Source organism: Actinoplanes subtropicus (genome assembly GCF_000721705.1).
GTDB lineage: Bacteria > Actinomycetota > Actinomycetes > Mycobacteriales > Micromonosporaceae > Actinoplanes > Actinoplanes subtropicus.
This window is the reverse complement of sequence record NZ_JOJL01000039.1, coordinates 183180-203620: the sequence shown is the minus strand read 5'-3', so window position 1 is coordinate 203620 and position 20441 is coordinate 183180. Positions and strand designations below refer to the sequence as shown.

Sequence of the window (20441 nt, the reverse complement as noted above, 5' to 3'; positions counted from 1 at the left end):
TAATGGCTTCCACCGGTCGACGACAAAGGAGACTGGAATCGTCACGCTTGTCGGGTGAAGAGAAGCGTGAGAGGAAGACTTCGATGAGCGAAATGCGTAGGCGAACTTTTCTGCAAGGAACGGCCGCGTCCGTGGTCACCGTTCTCGGGCTGGCCGCATGCACCAGCTCGGACTCGGATTCGTCGTCGGCCTCGAACACGAAATCATCGTCGGGGACGCCGTCGTTGACGTTCAGCGGCAAGGCGTGGAATTACGATGCGACGAACGACGTGTATTACCAGATCGGCCGATACTACGTGGCGAAACCGGCCGCCGAGGACTACGAGACGCTCGGCGTCATGGTTCCCGGGAAGTACCTGAAGGGCACCAAGAACAGCGACGGCACGTACACCGCCGCGGTCGACGCCTCGGGCAAGGTCGGCGGGTTCACGGCGAGTACCGCGCCGATCGTCTTCCCGGTCAACACGCCCGGATACGCCGCGCAGAAGCCGCTGACCGCCTACAGCTACGATGACGTCTCCGCGTACCTGAAGGCTGGTTTTGTCTATGTGCACGCCGGCCTGCGGGGGAAGGACAGCAACACCAGCAGCTACACCGGCAACGCGCCGTGGGGCGTCACCGACCTGAAGGCCGCGGTGCGCTACCTCCGTTACAACGCGAGCCTGATCCCGGGCGACAAGGACCGCATCGTCTGTTTCGGCCACAGCGGGGGCGGCGCCCAGAGCGCGATCATGGGCGCCTCCGGCGACAGCGAGCTGTACACGCCGTATCTGAAAAGCCTCGGGGCGGCGATGACCGACGCCAACGGCAAGACGATCAGCGACGCGATCGCCGGCGCCATGTGCTGGTGCCCGATCACCACCCTCGACTACGCCAACGCGTCCTACGAGTGGAACATGGGTCAGTTCGCCAGCACCGACACCCGCGCGGCCGGGACCTGGACGAAGAGTTACTCGACGGATCTGGCCAAGGCGTTCGCGGCCTACCAGAACAAGCTCGGTCTGAAGGACTCGTCGGGCCGGTTGCTGCGGCTCGACAAGTCCACCGCCGGCGTCTACCTCACCGGCAGCTACTACGACCATTTGGTCTCGGTGGTCGGCGAGTCGCTGAACAACTTCCTGAAGGACACCACGTTCCCGTACACCCCCTCCAACTCCACCATGGCGGGTATGAGCGCGGGCGGTGCTGCACCGGCGGGCGCTGCACCCGGCGGAGCCATGCCGAGCGGCGGTACCCCACCCGGTGGCAGCACCACGAGCCAGGCGTCAACCACCTATCAGACGGTCAAGGAGTACATCGCGCACCTGAACAGCTCCGGCACCTGGGTCACCTACGACGCCGCGTCGAACACCGCGAAGGTCGCCGGCCTGGCCGGCTTCGTCCAGAGCCAGAAGAGCGCGTCCAAGAGCGTCGGGGCGTTCGACGGGCCGGACCGAAACATGACCGAGAACGTCGTGTTCGGCAACGGCACCAGCGGCCTGCACTTCTCGCCGGTGGCCGAGCAGGTCATCGAGGCGAACGAGGCCGCGTACGCGAAGATCTCCGGCTGGCAGGCCTCGTACGCCGCCGCCCAGTACACCAGTGACTTCAAGAAGACCGATAGCGTCGGCGAAGACATGGCCCACCGGGTGAACATGTACAACCCGATGTACTACCTGAGCGGCTTCTACCAGGGCTACAAGAGCGGGAAGGTCGCGTCGCACTGGCGCATCCGCACCGGCATCATGCAGGGCGACACGGCGAGCACGACCGAGGTCAATCTCGCGCTGGCCCTGCGGAACTTCGGCGTCAAGGACGTCGACTTCGCCACCGTCTGGGGCCAGAGCCACACGATGGCCGAACGCACGGGTAACGCCACGGCCAACTTCATCGCCTGGGTGAAGCAGACCGTCGCGAAGTAGACACGACAGAGCACTACGAGGAGGACTGCCCGGCCGCCGGCGCTGACCGGTCGGTCGCCATCGTTTCTCAAGTGCCGAGGCAACTGGCCAGCGCGCTGGTGAGCTTGTTGGCGCGTTGGTCCAGAGTCGGGCCCATCTGGTTGCTGAGGTAGGCGAATCCGACCCGGTGAGTTTCGTCGGCGAACCCGAGCTGCCCGCCCGCACCGTCGTGTCCGAAGCTCCCGCTGCCCAGCATGGGACGCGATGGAGGGGAAGACAGCATGAACCCCGTTCCCCAGCGCTGGCCGAGATCCGGGTCGCCGAGCAGCATCTGTCCCCAGGATCGCGGCACCATTGCGTCGGCGACGGTACGGGGGGTGAGAAGCCGGGGTCCACCGATCTTCGAGACGCAACCGGCGTACAGGCGGGCCAGCGAGCGGGGCGTGGCGATCCCGTTGACGCCGGGCAGTTCGGCGGCTTGCAGGGCCGGGTCGTTGATCGTGACGATGCCGTTCTCGGTGGGGAACGGCAGGGCCTCGCCAACGGTCATGGCCTGTTTGACCGTCGCGGTCGCCTGGACGGCGGCCACCTCACGGATCACCGCGGAGTCCTCGTCCGGCAGCGGTGGCTCCATCCACGCCACCGTGTCCCGCGCCGATTCCGGGAGCCCGATCCAGAGGTGCAGGTCCATCGGGTCGCCGACGGTCTCGCGGAGGAATCGCCCGGGTGTGTGGCCGGTGATGCGCCGGATGATCTCGCCGATGAGCCAGCCGAACGTGAGGGGGTGGTAGGAGTGCGTGGTGCCGGGTTCCCACAGTGGCCGCTGGCCTTCCAGGGCCCGGACGACGGGATCCCAGGCGCAGAGTTGTGCCCGGCTCAGATCGGCCTCGATCGCTGGGAGTCCGGCGCGGTGGGCGAGGATATGGCGCGTGGTGATCGATTCCTTGCCGGCGGCGGCGAAGTGCGGCCAGTAATGGGTGACCGGCACGTCGAGGTCGAGCCGGCCGTCCTGGACGAGCAGGTAGCAGCAGAACGAGAGGATTCCCTTGGTGCAGGAGAACAGGATGGCGGCGGTCTCTTCCTGCCAGGGCCGCCCGGTGCGGGCGTCGGCCACGCCGGCCCAGACGTCGACCACCTTCCGGCCCTCGACGTAGACGGCGCAGCCGGCGCCGAGGTCCCCGCGGTCGCGGAAGTTCTCCGCGAAGGTGTCGACGACGCGTCCGAAGCCGTCCTCGGCGCCGCCTTGGATCGCGATCGGCCGCCGCGGTCCGCCGGCGGTGATCATGCCAGCACGCGCCGGAGGAACGCGGCCATCCGCTGCCAGGCGTCGAGGGCGGCGTCCTCCGGGCCGATGTGAGTGAACGCGTGCGTGCAGCCGTCGTAGGAGACGTGCTCGGTGGGCACGCCGGCCTGCTCGAGGCGCGTGGCGTAGGCGTCGCCTTCCGCGCCGAGCACATCGAGGCCCGCGGTGATCACCAGTGCCGGTGGCAGCCCGCTGAGGTCCGGCGCCAGGATCGGCGAGGCGAGCGGATCGCGGGCCTGCTCGGGATCGCTGAGGTACCAGGTGTTGAACCGCTCGGCGGAGCGCAGCACGAACTCGCGCCACACCGGGTCGGGCGCCGGATCCGGGTCGGGCTTGGCGCGCGGGCTGATCATCAGATCCAGTGGGGCGTAGTCGATAATCTGGCCGCGCAGCGGGAAGTCCGCACGCCCCGCCCCGCGCAGGCTCACCGCGGCGCTGATGTTCCCGCCCGCGCTGTGGCCGCCCACGGCCAGCCGGTCGCCGTCGAGGCCCAGGTCGCTGCCGTGCCGGTGCAGCCAGGTGAGCAGCGTGTACGTCTGGTCGATCGCGGCCGGGAAAGGATGCTCCGGCGCGGTGACGTAGTCGAGGTTCACCACCGCGCACCCGGCGGTGTCGGCGATGAAGCGGCAGTACGGGTCGTCGGGCTCCCAGTCGCCGAGCACGAACCCGCCGCCGTGGAGGTTGACGTAGACCGGCCAGGGCCCGGGCACGCCGGCCGGGCGATACAGCATCAGTTCGGGCACGCCGGCTTCGGCGGGCACCGGGATCGTGTCGTAGGTGCCGGTCGGCAGGTGCGCGAGGGCTCGCGGTGCCGTCGCGCCGAACTCACGGGCACCCTGCCGGAAGGCGTGGATGTCGGCGAGGCCGGCGAACATGCCGGGCTCCTGCTCGGCTTCGGAGGTGCTCACTTGACGGCTCCTTTGGTCAGTCCCTCGACAATGTGTCGCTGCATGAACAGGTACGCGACGAGGATGGGCAGAACGGTCAGGACCAGCGCGGCCATCATCGGCCCATAGTCGGTGGTGTGGCTCTGCACGAACGCCAGCGTCGCGAGGGTCAGGGTGCGTTGCTCGGGCCGGCGGAGCACCAGGAACGGCATGAGGAAGTCGTTCCAGATCCACAACGCGTCGAGGATCGCGATCGTCAGCGTCACCGGCCGCAGCAGCGGCAGTACGACCCGGAAGAACGTCTGGAGCCGGTTGCAGCCGTCCAGCATCGCGGCTTCGTCCATTTCCCGTGGAATGCTGCGGATGAAGCCCGCGTACATGAAGACCGCCAGCGGCACCCCGGTCGCGAAGTAGATGTAGACGATGCTCCAGCTCTGCTGGAGCATGCCGGTGCTGCCCAGCAACTTGATCATTGGGATCATCAGCACCTGGAACGGCAGCAGCATCGCCGCGATCATCAGGTAGAAGACGACCTGGTTGAACCGCCACCGCACGCGGGTGAGGAAGTAGGCCGTCATCGAGCCGAAGAAGCAGAGGACGACGACGCTGGTCACGGTCAGGACCAAGGTGTTCCAGAAGGCGCCCAGGTAGTACATGGTGCGCGCGGCTTCGGTGTAGTTGTGAAGCGTCGGAGAGGCCGGCAGGCCGAGCGGGTCGTCGAGGATTTCCTGATCGGACTTCAACGAGTTCGAGACGACCAGCAGTACCGGTGCCGCGTAGGCCACTAGCACGAGAAACATCCCGCCGGACCGGCTCAGACCGGACGACCGGCGCCGCCGGGGCCGGCCGGCGGCGGGCACCTCGGCCGCCTGGCGGCGGGATTGCATCTGAACGGTCACAGATCCACCTCTCGACGACGGCTGACCGACACCTGCAGCACCGAGATCACGGCGACGATCAGGAACAGGACCAGTGCCTCGGCCTGCCCGGTGCCGAACTGCTGGGACACGAAGGCCTTCTGGTAGACGTGCATGGCCACGAGTTCGGTAGACCCGTACGGGCCACCGTTGGTGAGCGTCAGGTTCATGTCGTACGTCATGAACGAGCGGCCGATCGTGAGGAACACGCAGATCGTGAAGGTGGGGCGCATCAGCGGGAGCACCACCGACCGCATCCAGGCCCAGCCACCGGCGCCGTCGATGCTGGCCGCCTCCAGGACGTCGCGGGGCAGGGTGGTGAGTCCGGCCAGGTAGATGACCACAAGGAAGCCGGCGACCTGCCACACCGTGGCGATGACCAGTGCCCAGAAAGCCAGCGTCGGCGAGGCGAGCCAGGGCGTGGCGAGAGCGTCGATGCCCAGGGCGGCGCCGACCGCGACCACACCTTGCGAGAAGATGAAATACCAGATGAAGCCCAATATCACGCCACCGATCAGGTTCGGCGTGAAGAAGCCGGCGCGCAGCGCGCCCCGGAACCGGATGCGGCCGGACAGCCCGTAGGCGAGCGCGAACGCCAGGGCGTTGGCGAGCACGACGACGACCACCACGTAGAGCGCGGTGAGCCCGAGCGATTGCCAGAACTGTCCGTCGGCGATGGCGACGGCGTAGTTGCTGAGCCCGACGAACGAAAGGTCGTCGCTCAGCCCGTTCCAGTTGGTGAACGTCAGGATGAGCCCGGCGAGGAAGGACACAATAGTGATCGAGAGAAAGGCGAACGTCGACGGACCGGCGAAGACGAGGAATCCGCCGATGTTGTTCCAGGAGCGCCTCATCGTTGCTGTTCTCCTTGGTTGCTGCCGGGCACGGGGCCGGTCTCGGGTAGGGGTCGGCCCCGGCGCGGCGGGAGAGCGGGCGGCTATTTCTGTGTCTTCCAGTAGGCGGTGATGGCCTTCGCCAGCCCGGCCCGGTCGATCTTGCCGGCCATATACTTGATCATTTGGTCGCCGAGGACGTTCCAGTGGTCGGCCGGCAGACCGGAGATCGGGGTGTAGGTCCGGTCCTTCTGCAGATCGGCGGCAACCATACGGCCGATCGGGTTGCTCGGTTGCAGTGTCACGTTGCGGTACGCGGGCACGCCGCCGGTCTTGTTCACCATGAAGTCCTGGCCGCTTGCGCTGTGCACGTACCAGTCGAGGTAGGCCTTGGCGGCGTCCTGCTGAGCCGGCGTGTTCACGGTCTTGTCGATGGCCATCATGAACGATGACGTCGCCACGACCTTTTGGTTCCAAGGGTCGGTGGGGTCGTCGCTGACCGGGACCGGCATGATGCCGTACCCGTCACCGTCGGGCGATGCTCCGAGGGCCTGCAGCTGCGGCCACTGGTAGTCGCCGATGAACCAGAACGCCGCCTTGCCGTCGGCGAACGCCTTGGCGTCGGTGTCGATGGTCCCGGCGATCGGCCGCGCGGCGTTGAGGTTGTATTTCAGGGTCAGGTCGAAGGTGTCCATGAGTCCGTTGAACACCTTGTCCCTGGCCAGGTCGGCGGTACCCGCCTTCAGCTGGGCGATGAACCGGGCCCGAGCGGAATCGTCCCCCTGTGCGTCGTACATCTTGGTCAGGAACTGGCCGGCGAGCAGCCAGGGCAGGGGCGACACGATCACCGGGGCGGTGCCGGCTGCCTTGATCTTGGCGAACAGCGCGGCGAGGTCGGAGCGGGTCTTGATGGTCGTGGGATCGAACGCCCCGCCGATCGCGGCCTCGACGAGCTTCCGGTTGAAGGCGAGGCCAATGCCGGTGGCCGACTGCGGTGCCGCGAGCACTTTGCCGTCCACCGCGCCCTGCTGACGGGCCCACGGATACTCCTCCTGGGCCCATTTCTCGCCGGAGAGGTCGACCACCTTGTCGGCGACTTTGGCGACGTCGCCGGCGTCGACCACGAAGATGGTCGGCACGTTGCCCGACGCGTACATCGTCAGCAGTTGCTGGTAGGGCGCCTGGTTCAGCTGGCCCTGGACGAAGGTCATCTGATATTGGGGATTTTCCTTGTTGAAGACCTTGATGGCGTCCTGGGTCTGCGTGAGGATCCCCGGGCCGCCGACGAATCCGGTGAACTTCACCGCGCCGTCCTTCGCCGTGGACGAGTCACCCGACGGACCGGCCGCACTGCAGGCGCCCAGGAGCATCGTTAGGCCGGCAGCCAACACCGAGGACTTCCTAAGCATATTCTTCCTCTCCCTCACCAGGGGAAACATGGTGGAACCGCTTCCACTTTGGTGAGGAACGTAACACGCTTGTCAAGAGCACGGGCATCGGTGGAACCGGTTCCGCAGGTGACGTATGCTGCCCGCACCACTCGTGATCGGAGGTGACGTGCCGACAACCATCGGAGACGTCGCCCGGCGAGCCGGCGTGGGAGTCGGCACGGTCAGTCGGGTGCTGAACAACCAGCCCAAGGTGGGGCCGGAAACTCGCGCCCGGGTGCTGGCGGCGATAGCCGAACTCGACTACGTGCCCAGCGCAACCGCTCGCCAGCTCTCTCTGCGGCGCACCAACACGATCGCCGTCGCCTCGATACACATCGTGATCCCCTCCGTGATCGAGCGGATCCACGGCATCGAGCGGGCGCTGACGGCCGCCGGCCTGGATCTGATCATCCGCAACGTGGAGACGGTCGAGCGGCGCAACGAGGCCGTCCGCGAGATCGCGCGCACGGACCGGATCGACGGGGCCATCTTCATCTCCCTGGCCCCCGGGGCGGAGGAACTCGCCCGGATCCGCCGGTCGGGGCTCCCGGTCGTGCTGATCGACGCCCACCACCGCAGCGTGCCCCGGGTCGTCAGCGACGACGTCGAGGGCGGCCGCCTCGTGGGTCGCCACCTGCTCGAACTCGGGCACACCCGGATCGGCTTCGTCGGCGATCCGCCACGCCCGGCACTGGGCGTCCAGTCCAGTCGGATGCGACTGCGCGGCGTCATCGAAGCGCTCCAGGAACGCGGTCTCGGCATCGCGCCGGAACACATCGTCGAGGGCGAGCACTCCCGAGCGGGGGGCCAGGACTCGGCGCGGACCATCCTGTCCCGCCCCGATCCGCCGACCGCCATTGTCGCCGCTAACGACACCCTTGCGTTCGGGGTGCTCGCCGCCGCCCGGGAGCGCGGGCTCGATGTGCCGCGCGACCTGTCGGTCGTCGGCTACGACGACATAGACGCCGCCGACCTGGTCCAGCTCACCACCATGCACCAGCCCCTGAGGGAGAGCGGAACAGAGGCCGTCCGCCGGTTGCTGGCCATCCTCGACGGCACCGACAACGGGCCCCTCCGTTCGGTGCTCCCGGTGCACTTGGTCAAACGCGGCACCACCGCGCCCGCTCCCGAACGCACTGCATGACGCCTTCCACCCAGGCCACGGCGCGTGCGTGCCGTGGGCTGACGGTCTGAAGCGCCGGGTGCCGCTCTCGATAGCCGGGCGAGGTCGGACACGCAGCCCGTTATTGACTGCTTCGGCCATTACAGAGAAACTCCTCGGAGAACGTTCAACGGTGTGCTGTGCCACCGCTCGTACGTCGATCTCGCTACCCGGTGTGGCTGTCTCTCCCCCCGGCGTCACACCGGTCGTTCGTCCCTTCCCACCCCTGACCCAGGTGTTCCTCGCGCCCGTCCGGGGTAGTCCCCACCACCTCAGGAGCAAGTCCTCATGAGAACTCGTGTCCGGCCGTTGACGGCCACAATCGCCTTGGCTGTCACCGCCTTGGCAGGTACGCCACTGGTCCCCGTCTCGCCCGCCTCCGCCGCAGCGGGTAGCCCGGCCGTGCGGCCGCCGTTGGGCTGGAACAGCTGGAACACCTTCGGTTGCGACATCAACGAGTCCAAGATCCGTGCAGCGGCGGACGCGATGGTCAGCTCCGGGATGAGTGCGGCCGGGTACCAGTACGTCGTCGTGGACGACTGCTGGCAGGCGACCACGCGCGACGCCTCCGGCAACCTCCGGGGCGACGGGGACCGTTTCCCGTCGGGTATGAAGGCGCTGGGCGACTACATCCACGGCAAAGGACTGAAGTTCGGCATCTACCAGGCACCCCGCGAGCAGACCTGCGCGCAGTACTTCAACTCGATCGGCGGCGCCACCGGCGCGCTCGGTCACGAACAGCAGGACGCCAACACGTTCGCCTCATGGGGAGTCGACTACCTCAAGTACGACTGGTGCTCCCCGTGGGGCACCCTGGACGACCAGATCGCGAGCTTTTCGACGATGCGCGACGCGCTACGCGCCACGGGGAGGCCGATCGTCTACTCGATCAACCCCAACAGCGCCCACGCCAACACCGGGGCTCTCTACAACTGGAGCTCGGTGGCGGACATGTGGCGCACCACCGAGGACATCACCGACAGTTGGAGCACCGGCTGCGCCGGCGACTGCTTCATGGGTATCACCGAGATCCTCGACGTCCAGGCACCTCTCTATTCGTGGGCCGGACCGCAGCACTGGAACGACCCCGACATGTTGGAAGTCGGTGTCCACGGCACATTCACCCCGACCGAGAACCGGGCGCACCTGAGCATGTGGGCCATGATGGCCGCGCCGCTGATCGCCGGGAACGACATCACCTCGATGCCCGCCGACGTACGCACCGTGCTGATCAACCCGGACGTGCTGGCCATCGACCAGGACAGCGCCGGCCGGCAGGCCCAGCGCGTCAGCGACTCCGGTGAGACCGAGGTCTGGGCCAAGACGCTCAGCGACGGCTCGGCCGCTGTCGCCCTGCTGAACCGCTCGGCCGCCACCGCGACCGTGTCCACCACCGCTACCGCGGCCGGTATGCCCGCGGCGAGCGGTTACCACACCTACGAAGTCTGGACCCAGGCGATCCGGAACACCACGGGCGCGATCAGCGCGACCGTCCCGCCACACGGTGTGGTGATGTATCGGGTCCGAACCGGCTCGGCGATCGCGACCGACTCGTTCAGCCTGCGCGGCGCCGGTTCTGGTCGTTGCCTGGACGTGCTCGGCGGCGCCCCGAACGACGGCACCCAGGCGGTCATCTGGGACTGCAACGGCGGCTTCACCCAGGTCGTCACCGCGGTCTCCGGCCAGCTGCGCATCAGTGGCAAGTGCCTGGACGCCGAAGGCAACGGCACCGTCAATGGCACCAGGGTGATCGTCTGGACCTGCGGCGCCGGCACCAATCAACAGTGGGCGATGCAGGACGACGGCACCATCCGAGGCGTGCAATCCGGCAGGTGCATCGACGTGAACGAGGCTGCCACCGCCAACAACACCCCGCTCATCCTGTGGACCTGCTCCGCCGCCGCGAACCAACGCTGGGGCCGCCTCTGAAATCCCGGTTCGGTGCCCGCCCCGCGGGCGGGCGCCCTGACGGACCCGTTCGGTTCATGTCCGATCGATGGCCGTTCTCGCCGTGTGCCGGACAGCACGCCACCGCATGCGGCCCGGCACAGCACGGTCAGACGCCCAGCGCGCGGCGCAGGTAGCCGAGGCGGGCGGCGCGGGAGTCGCGGCTGACGGCCGCCTGCGGTGCGAAGGTCTCGAAGCCGTGGAACGCGCCGGCCCAGACGTGCAGTTCCACCGAGACGCCGGCACGGGCGAGCCGGGCGGCGTAGTCGATCGTCTCGTCGCGGAAGGTCTCCACCGCGCCGACGTCGATGAACGTGGCGGGCAGGTGGGACAGGTCCGCCGCTCGGGCCGGTGCGGCATACGGGGCCACATCGGGGCCGCCGCGGGCGTCGCCGAGCAGCGCGGTCCAGCCGGTGCGGTTGGCGTTGCGGTCCCAGATGCCCTCGTTGTCGAGCTCCTGGCTGGACGCGGTGATGCCGCGGTCGTCAAGCATGGGGCAGAGCAGGATCTGGTGGCTGAGCGCCGGGCCGCCCCGGTCGCGGGCGAGCAATGCGGTCGCGGCGGACAGCCCGCCACCGGCGCTGGCCCCGTAGATCAGCAGCCGTGCCGGATCGATGTTCAGTTCCGCGGCGTGCTGCGCGGTCCAGACCAGGCCGGCGTAGCAGTCCTCGACCGGCGCCGGGTGCGGGTGCTCGGGGGCCAGCCGATACTCGACCGACACCACGACGACGCCCCGGTCGACGACGAGGTCGACGAGGTCGACGATGCCGGTGCGGTTGTCGCCCATGACCATCCCGCCACCGTGGACGTGGTAGATGCCGGGAACCGGTCGGGCCAGGCCGGCGGGGCGCAGGATCAGCGCCGAGACGTCGGGCGCGCCGGTCGGCCCCGGCACTCGGCGTTCCTCGACGTCGACGGCGCCGTCGCGGCGCAGCAACTCGTCCGGGACGGCGCCTTCGGACCACGAGCGGTCAGCGGCGACGGTTTCCAGGTTCAGCGGGCGTTTCATCCCGGCTGGCAGTGCGTCGAGAACCGCGGCGAGTTCCGGATCGAACGGCGGGTGGGGGCGGGAGACGTCCATCGAGGGCTCCTGACGGGAGATTCGGCGTGCCTCCAGGATCTTGCGGTTGCGGACGCCGGCCCGCGAGAGATGGGCATCGCCCGGATTCGGCAATCAATGTTTGCGGACTTACACACCACCAACCGGAGCACAATGTTCGCCACCGCGGTAGATTCTTGAATCGTTTCATAATTATCTGGAGTGTCATGCCCGAGCTCGCCGCACCCGTCGCTCTCCGCTTCGACCACCACCCGGCCGATCGGCCAGTGCTGGGCATCGGCACCGCCACGCCGCGCATCTCGTGGCAGGTGCCGACGGCTCCCGACGGTTACACCCAACAGCGCTACGAAATAGAGATCACTCGCGAGGGCGCGGAGCCGGAAGTCTTCGCCGGTCAGGGCGGCGAGCAGATTCTGCTGCCCTGGCCGGGTGCGCCACTGACGGCGCGGGTGTCGGCAACCGTACGCGTCCGCGTCGCCGACGCCGTCTCCCGGAGCGATTGGAGTGAGCCCGCGGTCGTCGAGGCCGGCCTGCTGGCGCCGGCCGACTGGACCGCCCGTTTCGTGAGTCCGCGCGACATCGCCGGCAACGGCGCCCCCGCGCCGATCCTCTCGGGCTCGATCGAACTGCCCGGTGGCGTCGTGAAGGCCCGGCTCCACCTCACCGCGCACGGCGTCTACGTAGCCCGGCTCAACGGCAACCGGGTCGGCGACGAACGGCTCGCCCCGGGCTGGACCGCCTACCAGCACCGGCTGCGTTACCAGACCCACGACGTCGCCGGTCTGCTCCAGGCCGGCACGAACCACCTGGAAATTCTGCTCGGCAACGGCTGGTTCCGCGGCCGGCTCGGCTTCCAGGGCCGGCGGGCCATCTACGGCGACCGGCTGGCCGCGCTCGCCCAATTGGAGGTCACGACCGTCGACGGCGCTACCCACGTGCTGCACACCGACGGCTCGTGGACCGCCCGGGAGAGCGAGATCGTCGCCGACGACCTGTACGACGGTCAGCGCACCGACCTGCGCCGTCGCGACCAGGCCGCGGGAGGGCAGCACCCGGTCGACGTGCTCGACACGGATTTGGGGCGGCTCGTGGCGCCCGAGGGGCCTCCTGTTCGGGTTACTCAGGTGCTGCCGGCGGTGGCGGTGAGCACGTCGCCGGCCGGGAAGACGCTTGTCGACTTCGGGCAGAACCTCGTCGGGTGGGTGCGGCTGAGGGTGCGCGGTGGTGTGGCCGGCGACGAGGTGACAGTGCGGCACGCCGAGGTGCTCGAGGACGGGGAGTTGGGGGTCCGGCCCCTGGGGAGCGCCAAGGCCACCGACACCTATGTGTTGAGCGGCGAGCCCGAGGCCACTCTGGAGCCCGAGCTGACCTTCCACGGCTTCCGCTACGCGGAGGTCAGCGGTGTTCCCGGTCTCACCATCGGCGACCTCGAGGCCGTCGTCGTCGGATCGGACCTGCGGCGGACCGGGTGGTTCGAGTCGTCGCACGCGCTGCTCGACCGGTTCCACGAGAACGTCGTCTGGGGGATGCGCGGCAACTTCCTCGACGTGCCCACCGACTGCCCGCAGCGCGACGAGCGGCTCGGCTGGACCGGCGACATCCAGGTCTTCGCCCCCACCGCAAGCTTCCTGTTCGACACCGCGGGCTTCCTCGGCAGCTGGCTCGCCGACCTGGCCGCCGAGCAACACAAGGACGGCTCGGTGCCATTCGTGGTACCGGACGTGATGCCCCGGCCGGGGCCGGCCACCGCGGCCTGGGGTGACGCCGCCACCATCGTGCCCTGGGTGCTCTACCAGCGCACCGGCGACCGTGACCTGCTCGCGCGCCAGCTGCCGAGCATGCTCGCCTGGGTGAACCGGGTGGCCGGGCTGGCCGGCGACCCGCTGCTGCGGGAGGGCGGGTTCCAGTTCGGCGACTGGCTCGACCCGACGGCGCCACCGGCGGAACCCTTCCGCGCCAAGGCCGACCCGGATGTCATCGCCACCGCTTACCTGGCCCGCTCGGCCGAGATCGTGGCCCTGGCCGCCGGAGTCATCGGCGACGAAGCGCACGCTCGCGAGTACGGCGACCTGGCCGCCCGGGTGCGCGACGCGTTCGCCGGTGAGTACGTGACGGCAGGCGGGCGGGTGCTCGGCGACGCGGCCACCACGTATGCCCTGGCCCTGCAGTGGGCGCTGCTGCCCGATCCGGAACAGCGCCGCCGCGCCGGGCAACGGCTGGCCGACCTGGTCCGGGCGGCCGGTTTCCGGATCAGCACCGGCTTCGTCGGCACCCCGCTGATGACCGACGCCCTGGCCGACGCGGGCGAGCCGGAGCTGGCCTTCCGGCTACTGCTGCAGACGGGATGCCCGTCCTGGCTCTACCCGGTTACCATGGGCGCCACCACGGTCTGGGAGCGCTGGGACAGCATGCTCCCGGACGGCAGCATCAACCCGGGCAAGATGACATCGTTCAACCACTACGCGCTGGGCGCCGTCGCCGACTGGCTGCACCGGCGGGTGGCCGGGCTGGCCCCGGGGGCACCCGGCTACCGGGTGATCGAGGTGCGCCCCCTGCCGGGTCGGCGGTTGACGCGGGCCGCGGCACGGCATCTGACACCGTACGGGGAGGCGTCGGTCTCCTGGGATCGGGCCGACGGGAAGCTCCGGATTACCGTCGTGGTCCCGGTGGGCGCCTCGGCGGTCGTGTCGCTGCCTGGCCGGCAGCAGGACGTCACCGTTCGGCACGGACGTCATTTCTGGATGCTGCCCGACCCGTACGCCGAGGAGACCTCGAGCCCGACGGAGCCGACGATCCGCCAGTTGATGGACCACCAGCCCGGGTGGGACCGGATCGTGTGGGCGGCCACCGAGTCCGGGGTGGCGCCCGGCGAGGCTGCCCTCGCCGGGCGTCTGGCCCGCTTCCTCGACGCGCCGGCGAGTGCGCTGCTCGACGCGGCAACCGGCGGCGGCTTCAACCCGGGCGCGGATCGGATGCGGGCACTGCTGGACGACGGCCCTCGATAACTGCACGCGGCCATGGACTGGTATTACGTCGACGTCAATCGTCGGCGACAACGGCGCATTTGGTTGCGTCGATCGGCGGACCACCAACTTGGGGCAGAAAGGGTGAGGCGAGATGGATGGTCACCAACGGTGGCGGGTGCCGTGGCCGTCCGCGCCCAGCGAGCGTGGACGGCCGCGGCGATCGTCAGGATTCCGGGTCGTGCCGGCGCCGACCCTCGATCAGGTGATGGAGCAGGACGCGCCGTTGAGGGTGAAAGATGTGGGCTTGGCGGTGTTGCCGGTGTGGTTGGCCTGGAAGCCGATGCTGACCGAGGCGTTGGGTGCGATGGCCGCGTTGTAGCTGAGGTTCTTCGCGGTCACCGCCCCGGAGGCCGGCGAGTAGGTGGCGTTCCAGCCGGAGGTGATGGTCTGCCCGCTCGGCAGGGTGAAGGCCAGCGACCAGCCGCTGACCGCCGTGCTGCCGGTGTTGGTGATGGTGATGCTCTCAGTCAGGCCTGTGTTCCAGGAACTGACAGTGTCGGCGACCCGGCACGCGCCCGAACTCGGCGGCGTGGTCGGAACAGTCGTGGGCGGTGTCGTCGGTGCCGTGGTGGGTGGTGTCGTGGGCGGTGTGGTGGTGCCGCCGCTGAGGCCGAAGAACGCGATCGCGTACGCGGCCATGCCGCTGGCCGGCAGGCTGTGCCCGGCGCCCTGGATGCTGTAGGCCTCGACGTCGACGTGGCCGGCGGAGTCGGCGAAGCGGCGGCGGTTCCAGCTCGACACCGGGGTGTCGGTGGACGTCGGTGTCTGGCTCAGCCCGAACACGTTGGTCCACTGCTCGATGTCCTCCTGCAGCAGCGAGTACGGCACGAGGGTGTCGGCGGTGCCGTGCCACAGCTGGATCGGCGGGCGGGTGCCGGTGTAGCCCGGGTATGCCGACCGGACCCGGTTGCCCCAGTCCTGTGGGGTCCGGTCCATGCTGCCGCCGGTGCATTTGCTGCTGCCGGGCGGGTAGTCGGCCGCGTTGGCGAAGCAGTCGAAGGGAACGCCCATGAACGCCGCCCCGGCCTTGAAGACGTCCGGGTAGAGGGCGAGCATCTCGTCGGTCATCATCCCGCCCGACGACGAGCCGGTGGCGTAAACCCGGTTCGGGTCGCCGCCGTACTGCTGCTCGGCGTAGGTCACCATCGACACGATCGAGACCGGGTCGCTGCCGCCGCCGCGCACCTTGCTGGCGGCGGACCAGGTGTCGAAGCATTTGCCGAAGCCGGCTTGCTGCTCCGCGCTCGGGTAGATGACGATGAACCCGTACCGGTCGGCCAGCGAGGCGAACTCGCTGCCCGAATAGAAACCCGGGCCCGAGCCGCCGCAGCCGTGCATGGCCACCACGATCGCCGGCTTGGCCGGATGGGAGTCCGGCACGTAGATGTGCATCTCCATGCCGCCCGGGTTGTTGCCGAAGCCGGTCACCTGGACGAGCGATGCCGCGAACGCGGGTTGGGCCAACGGAACGGCCAGGCCGATCGCGGCCAGCGACGTGGCCGCGGCGTACACAAGCTTTCGTTTGATTCTCATGCGTCTGACTCCTCTTGTTGCTTGGCGCGATGGGGAGCGCTCGCCGTGTCGGGGTGAAAGGCCGACGCGCGTGGCTGGCCGCCGCGGGGCTCTCGCGGGCCGCGCTGCGTCAGCTGATCTATGCGTGGGTGCGCCGGCCGGCATGAGCGTCGGTCGATCCGTCGGTATGGGCCGGCGGAATCCCCAGGGATGCGTGACATTGCCCTCGATGTCACGTGACCCTGCGCCGGGCAGGCCCGGCGCGTTGCGTCTGACCTTTGCGGCCCGGCTCCACAACCATCGTCCGGCACATAGTGTGCTCTGCGGACTGATAACTGTCAATCGATGTTAATCAATAGGGAGCCGTGGCGCTCGCTATCGGCGTCCCCTTTCGCACTCGCCTCCCGGTCCGTGCGATGATCGATGCCGGTCGAACCCTTCGGGTGTCCGTCTTCAGTCCCGCCGGAGCGTTGCGTGACAAGTCCCTTCGACATCGAGGAGATCTTCCCCGATGACGCGGCCGGGTCGGTGCGCCTTCCCCGGCGGCAAACCGGCAGTTCGCCGCAGGGCCTGGCGGTGACCTTGCTGGCCGACTACACGCTGCGCACCCGCGCCTGGCTACCGTCGGCGGCGATCGTCGCGCTGCTCGCCGAGTCCGGTGTGAGTGACGCCGGCGCCCGGGCTGCCATCAGCCGGCTGGCGCGCCGCGGGGTGCTGGAGGGCAGCCGGAACGGGCGGCGCAGTTTGTACCGGCTGACCGAGGCGGCCGCCGCCAGCCTGTCGGTCGGCGGGCGATGGGTTGTCACGTCGATGATCGAGGTGCCGGCCTGGGACGGCTGGTGGACGCTCGTGGCGTTCTCCCTGCCGCAGGAGCGCAACATGCAACGCCGAGCGCTGCGTGATCAGCTCCGGTGGCTGGGATACGCGCCGTTGTACGACGGTCTCTGGATCTCACCGCACGGCCTCACTCGCAAGGCGAAGGACCAACTCGCTCAACTCACCCTCGGCACGGTGACGGCGTTCAGCGCCCGGCAGATCGAGTTGGACGCGATGGCCGGCCGCGATCCCCTGGACGCCTGGGGCACCGAGGCCATTGCCGGACAGTACGAGGCCTTCGTCCGGCGATGGAGCCCCCTGCTGCCCCGGATAGCCGCCGAGGATCTCCGCGGAGTCGAGGCGGTCCGCGCCCGCACCGAGGTCATGGACACCTACCGCCGCTTTCCCCTCATCGATCCCCAACTCCCGGTCGAACTGCTGCCGGCTGGCTGGCTGCGAGAACCCGCCGCGACGGTATTCGCTGGCGTCTACGACGGCTTGGCCGAAGCCACCCAGGACCACGTAAGGGTCGTCGCGGCGCGCTTCGCCGACGGCCCGCCACCCGGCATCGAGGCCCACCGCGTCGCCGATCTCCTCGCCGGCGTACGCCAGACGTCGTCCTCCGAGCGGATCGACCGGCCTTCTATGTCAGGGTGACCTCGCCAAGCGCGCAGATCGGGTTGAGAGTGCGCGGGTGGCCGATGCCCAGTCCACTCAGGTGCCGGAGTTGAATCAGACATCGAGTGACATCGATGTAGGCTGATCGCGTGCGCCGCGATTCCCCGGCGCCCCCGCGTTTTGCGGCCGGCTCGGGTCCCTTTCTGTGTACGCCCTCGTCAGTAGCGCCAGTGGCTGCGCCGGCCCGATGTCACACCTTGGAGGAACCATGTCCGTCCGCTCAACCCGCCGGAGCCTGCTGACCGCCGCCGGAGTCGTGGGTGCCGCAGCCGTCGTGGGCCGGGCCAACCTTGCCAACGCGGCGACGACAGTGCATATCTACGTGGCCGGCGACTCGACGGCCTCGATCTACACCACCTCACATGCCCCGCGCGCCGGGTGGGGCCAGGCCTTGCCGATCTTCACGACCTCCGCGGTGTCGGTGGTCGACATGGCCAAGTCCGGGCGCAGCTCGAAAAGCTACGTCGACGAGGGCTGGCTCACCCAGATCCTCGCCAAAATCACCAGCGGCGACATCCTGCTCATCTCGTTCGGGCACAACGACGAGAAGACCGACACCGACCTGCACACCGACCCGGAGACCACCTACAAGCAGTACCTGAGCATGTACGTCGACGGGGCCCGCGCCAAAGGCGCCAAGCCTGTGCTGGTCACGCCGGTCGAGCGGCGCCGGTTCGACAGCTTAGGCAGGGCCGTGACGTCACACGGCGCCTACCCGGGCGCGATGCGGGAACTGGCCGCCGCCAAGGGCACCCCGCTGGTCGACCTGTCGGCCTCCAGCCTGGCGCTGTGGAACAGCCTCGGTTCCACCGGGACGAAGACCTGTTTCCTCTACCTCAACGCCGGCGAGAGCCCCAACTACCCCAGCGGTGTGCAGGACGACACTCACTTCAAGGCCCACGGGGCGATCGAGGTGGCCCGGCTGGTCGCCACGCCGCTGCACAACCAGGGCGTCCTGCCCGCGGCCGACTTCCGGCGCCTGACCACCACTAACCTGGCCGACTCGCTGATCGTCTGGCCGGCCTGACCCCGTACCGCCACCCTTTGGGACCTGGTTCTTCGCGCCGCACCCGTCGGGCCAGACGCCGGTGGCGGCGCAGATCCCTGCCCCGATGGGTTTGCACGGGCGGACGGCGTCGGCTCCCGCGGGGGAGCCGGCGCCGCTCCGGTCAGAGCGTCGGTTTGAACTGTTGGCAGTTGTTGTTCAGCCAAGTCCACAATCGGACGTTCGTCCCGTCCGCTGCGTTGCAGTCGGCTACGTCGGCGACCTTGCCGCTGTTCGGGTTCAGCAGCCGGACCCAGCCGTTGTCCGTCTCGGTGGTGGACCACCGCTGGCAGGCGTTGTTCCACCACTCGTACTGCTGGATGTTGGTGCCGTCGGCGGTGCCGCAGTCGGCCACGTCGAGCGCCTTGCCGCTGTTGAGGTTGATGATCCGGCTGGTGCCGTCGGCCAGCGGCTCGATCCGCCACCGCTGGTTCGCACCGCCGTGACAGGCCCAGAGCTGGACGTTGGCGGCGTCTGCGGTGGACCAGTCCGACACGTCCAGGCACTTGCCGGTGGCCCGGTTGACCAGCATGACGGCCGCCGGGGTGTAGATGAAGCCGACCTTGTCGAGCTCGTCGCCGGAGCGGCCCGTGAAGCCGGCGATCTGCCAGCCGGGCGGCGCGGTGCGGGTGACGCAGTCCGATGTGGTGGAGCCGCCGGCCAGGGTGCGGCCGAGGTTGGTGGTGAATTTGGCGTAGAAGATTCTGGTATGGCCGCTGTATTCGGCTTGGCACAGGTAAGTGGTTTTGACGTACTCGTTACCACCGAGAGAGAGCGACGAGTACGAGCCGCCGGTGCCGCCGTGCGTGAGCGTGGTGCCGTTGGAAAGCGTCACCCCGACCTGGTCGACACGCTCCGCGGCGCGCAGCGAGATGGCCGTCGCCTGTGCGCCCTCCGGCACACTGTCGATGTCGTTGTAGTAATCGCCGTGCGGACCGCCGTACTGATCGCTGAACGTGAACGCCGGGTTGGTCGACCAGGCGAACCTGACGGTGATCGGGTCGTGGTCGGACAACATCAGGCCGGTGCCGTCCTCCAGGAACTTCGAGTGCTCGTTGTTGTAGTAGGTCGCGTAGAGGTTGATGTACTTGCTGCCGCGGAACATCACCTTGTCGACCACCTCGCAGGTGTTGGTGATGTTCGACTCGTCGCACCCCAGCGTCGCGCTGCCCTTCGCCGGCGCCACGCCGCCGCGCTCCAGTTGCACCCAGGAGTCGACGAGCTGGTTGTTGGCTACGAAGTCGGCGATGGTGTCCGCGGACCGGGTGTACCGGGTGTTGGTGTCACCCATCACCACCACGGCGTTGCCCGCTGAGTGGCTCTGGATGAAGGAGGTCAGCTGGCTGAGGTTGTCGGCCCGGGACTGCTCGTCGCCGTCGTTCGTTCCGGCGTTGGTGTGCAAGTTGTAGAAGTCGACGTACACCCCCTCGGACAGCCGGACACGCATGAAGGTGAAGCCCTTCGGGGTCAAGCAGTCGCCGGAGTCGTACTGGCACGAGTTCCAGTGCACGCGCTCGAAGTCGTCCTCGTCGTACTGGTAGTTGGACAGCGAGTTGAGCCCGCTGCCGATGCCGGCGCCGCCACTGGTCGGGGTGCGGTACGGATGGGAATCGGCGGCGTATAGGGCCGCGTGGTAGTTGAAGTCCTCCTCCACGTGGACGATGTCGTAGGGACTCAGCCGCCGGCCGATCGCGGTGGTGGCCGACGTCCGTTCCGTCGACGCACTGTTGACTGCCTGCGGCAAGCCGGCGACGTTGTAGCTGAGCACGCTGAACGTACCCGCGGCCGCGGCCGCGTGAGCGGGTGCGGCCGACACGACCGACAGACCGAGCGCAGCGAGAGCCGCGGCGACGGTGCCGGCCAGGATTTTGCGCATGGTGGAACCTCATATCGGGGCTGAGGGATTACGGGAGAGGGGTGTGAACAAGCGTCTTGCCCTGAACGG

The 20441-nt window shown here is 68.6% G+C and carries 14 protein-coding genes; 6 read left to right on the top strand and 8 right to left on the bottom strand.

What is annotated here, in order from left to right; all coding sequences use genetic code 11:
- Positions 1-2 precede the first annotated feature (2 nt).
- Positions 3-1901: a subtype A tannase gene (locus IH26_RS0142620; protein ID WP_342668350.1), complete on the top strand. Its 1899-nt coding sequence runs from the start codon at positions 3-5 to the stop codon at positions 1899-1901.
- Positions 1902-1968: 67 nt separating this feature from the next.
- On the opposite strand, the gene IH26_RS0142615 is transcribed toward IH26_RS0142620, so the two are convergent.
- From IH26_RS0142615 to IH26_RS0142595, 5 genes are all read right to left on the bottom strand, one after another.
- Positions 1969-3165 (bottom strand): serine hydrolase domain-containing protein, encoded by a 1197-nt coding sequence (locus IH26_RS0142615; protein WP_051809520.1) that lies wholly within the window; start codon positions 3163-3165, stop codon positions 1969-1971.
- Positions 3162-4091, bottom strand: a complete 930-nt coding sequence (locus IH26_RS0142610) for an alpha/beta hydrolase (protein WP_051809518.1) — start codon at positions 4089-4091, stop codon at positions 3162-3164. Before IH26_RS0142610 ends, IH26_RS0142615 begins: the two co-directional genes overlap by 4 nt.
- Positions 4088-4969 (bottom strand): carbohydrate ABC transporter permease, encoded by an 882-nt coding sequence (locus tag IH26_RS0142605; RefSeq protein ID WP_211268860.1) that lies wholly within the window; start codon positions 4967-4969, stop codon positions 4088-4090. The genes IH26_RS0142610 and IH26_RS0142605 overlap by 4 nt, the downstream gene beginning before the upstream one ends.
- Complete coding sequence (locus IH26_RS0142600) at positions 4966-5841, bottom strand: carbohydrate ABC transporter permease (protein ID WP_030441993.1); 876 nt, start codon at positions 5839-5841, stop codon at positions 4966-4968. The genes IH26_RS0142605 and IH26_RS0142600 overlap by 4 nt, the downstream gene beginning before the upstream one ends.
- 83 nt (positions 5842-5924) lie before the next feature.
- Positions 5925-7124 (bottom strand): ABC transporter substrate-binding protein, encoded by a 1200-nt coding sequence (locus IH26_RS0142595; RefSeq protein ID WP_157437653.1) that lies wholly within the window; start codon positions 7122-7124, stop codon positions 5925-5927.
- Between the two features lie 253 nt (positions 7125-7377).
- On the opposite strand from IH26_RS0142595, the gene IH26_RS0142590 reads away from it, so the two are divergent.
- Both IH26_RS0142590 and IH26_RS0142585 read left to right on the top strand, forming a co-directional pair.
- The gene (locus IH26_RS0142590; RefSeq protein WP_169789899.1) at positions 7378-8394 is read left to right on the top strand and encodes a LacI family DNA-binding transcriptional regulator; all 1017 of its coding nucleotides are present in this window, start codon (positions 7378-7380) and stop codon (positions 8392-8394) included.
- A gap of 306 nt (positions 8395-8700) precedes the next feature.
- Entirely contained in the window at positions 8701-10341 is a 1641-nt protein-coding gene (locus IH26_RS0142585) for a glycoside hydrolase family 27 protein (RefSeq protein WP_030441990.1), read from the top strand.
- A gap of 127 nt (positions 10342-10468) precedes the next feature.
- On the opposite strand, the gene IH26_RS0142580 is transcribed toward IH26_RS0142585, so the two are convergent.
- Positions 10469-11440 (bottom strand): alpha/beta hydrolase, encoded by a 972-nt coding sequence (locus IH26_RS0142580; RefSeq protein ID WP_030441989.1) that lies wholly within the window; start codon positions 11438-11440, stop codon positions 10469-10471.
- 185 nt (positions 11441-11625) lie between these two features.
- Here IH26_RS0142580 and IH26_RS0142575 point away from each other — a divergent pair, with 185 nt between their 5' ends.
- A complete protein-coding gene (locus IH26_RS0142575; protein WP_030441988.1) occupies positions 11626-14424 on the top strand; it encodes an alpha-L-rhamnosidase in 2799 nt (932 codons plus the stop codon).
- 219 nt (positions 14425-14643) lie between these two features.
- Here IH26_RS0142575 and IH26_RS0142570 read toward each other — a convergent pair whose 3' ends face one another.
- Positions 14644-15978 (bottom strand): extracellular catalytic domain type 1 short-chain-length polyhydroxyalkanoate depolymerase, encoded by a 1335-nt coding sequence (locus IH26_RS0142570; protein WP_030441987.1) that lies wholly within the window; start codon positions 15976-15978, stop codon positions 14644-14646.
- Between the two features lie 453 nt (positions 15979-16431).
- Between IH26_RS0142570 and IH26_RS0142565 the strand changes: the two genes are divergently transcribed.
- Both IH26_RS0142565 and IH26_RS0142560 read left to right on the top strand, forming a co-directional pair.
- On the top strand, positions 16432-17430 hold the full coding sequence (locus IH26_RS0142565; RefSeq protein ID WP_051809511.1) for a PaaX family transcriptional regulator: 999 nt from the start codon (positions 16432-16434) through the stop codon (positions 17428-17430).
- Positions 17431-17659: 229 nt separating this feature from the next.
- Positions 17660-18478 carry a rhamnogalacturonan acetylesterase gene (locus tag IH26_RS0142560; RefSeq protein ID WP_051809509.1) on the top strand — a complete coding sequence of 273 codons (819 nt, stop codon included), beginning with the start codon at positions 17660-17662 and terminating at the stop codon, positions 18476-18478.
- Positions 18479-18620: 142 nt separating this feature from the next.
- On the opposite strand, the gene IH26_RS0142555 is transcribed toward IH26_RS0142560, so the two are convergent.
- Positions 18621-20372 carry an RICIN domain-containing protein gene (locus tag IH26_RS0142555; protein WP_084599582.1) on the bottom strand — a complete coding sequence of 584 codons (1752 nt, stop codon included), beginning with the start codon at positions 20370-20372 and terminating at the stop codon, positions 18621-18623.
- Positions 20373-20441 lie beyond the last annotated feature (69 nt).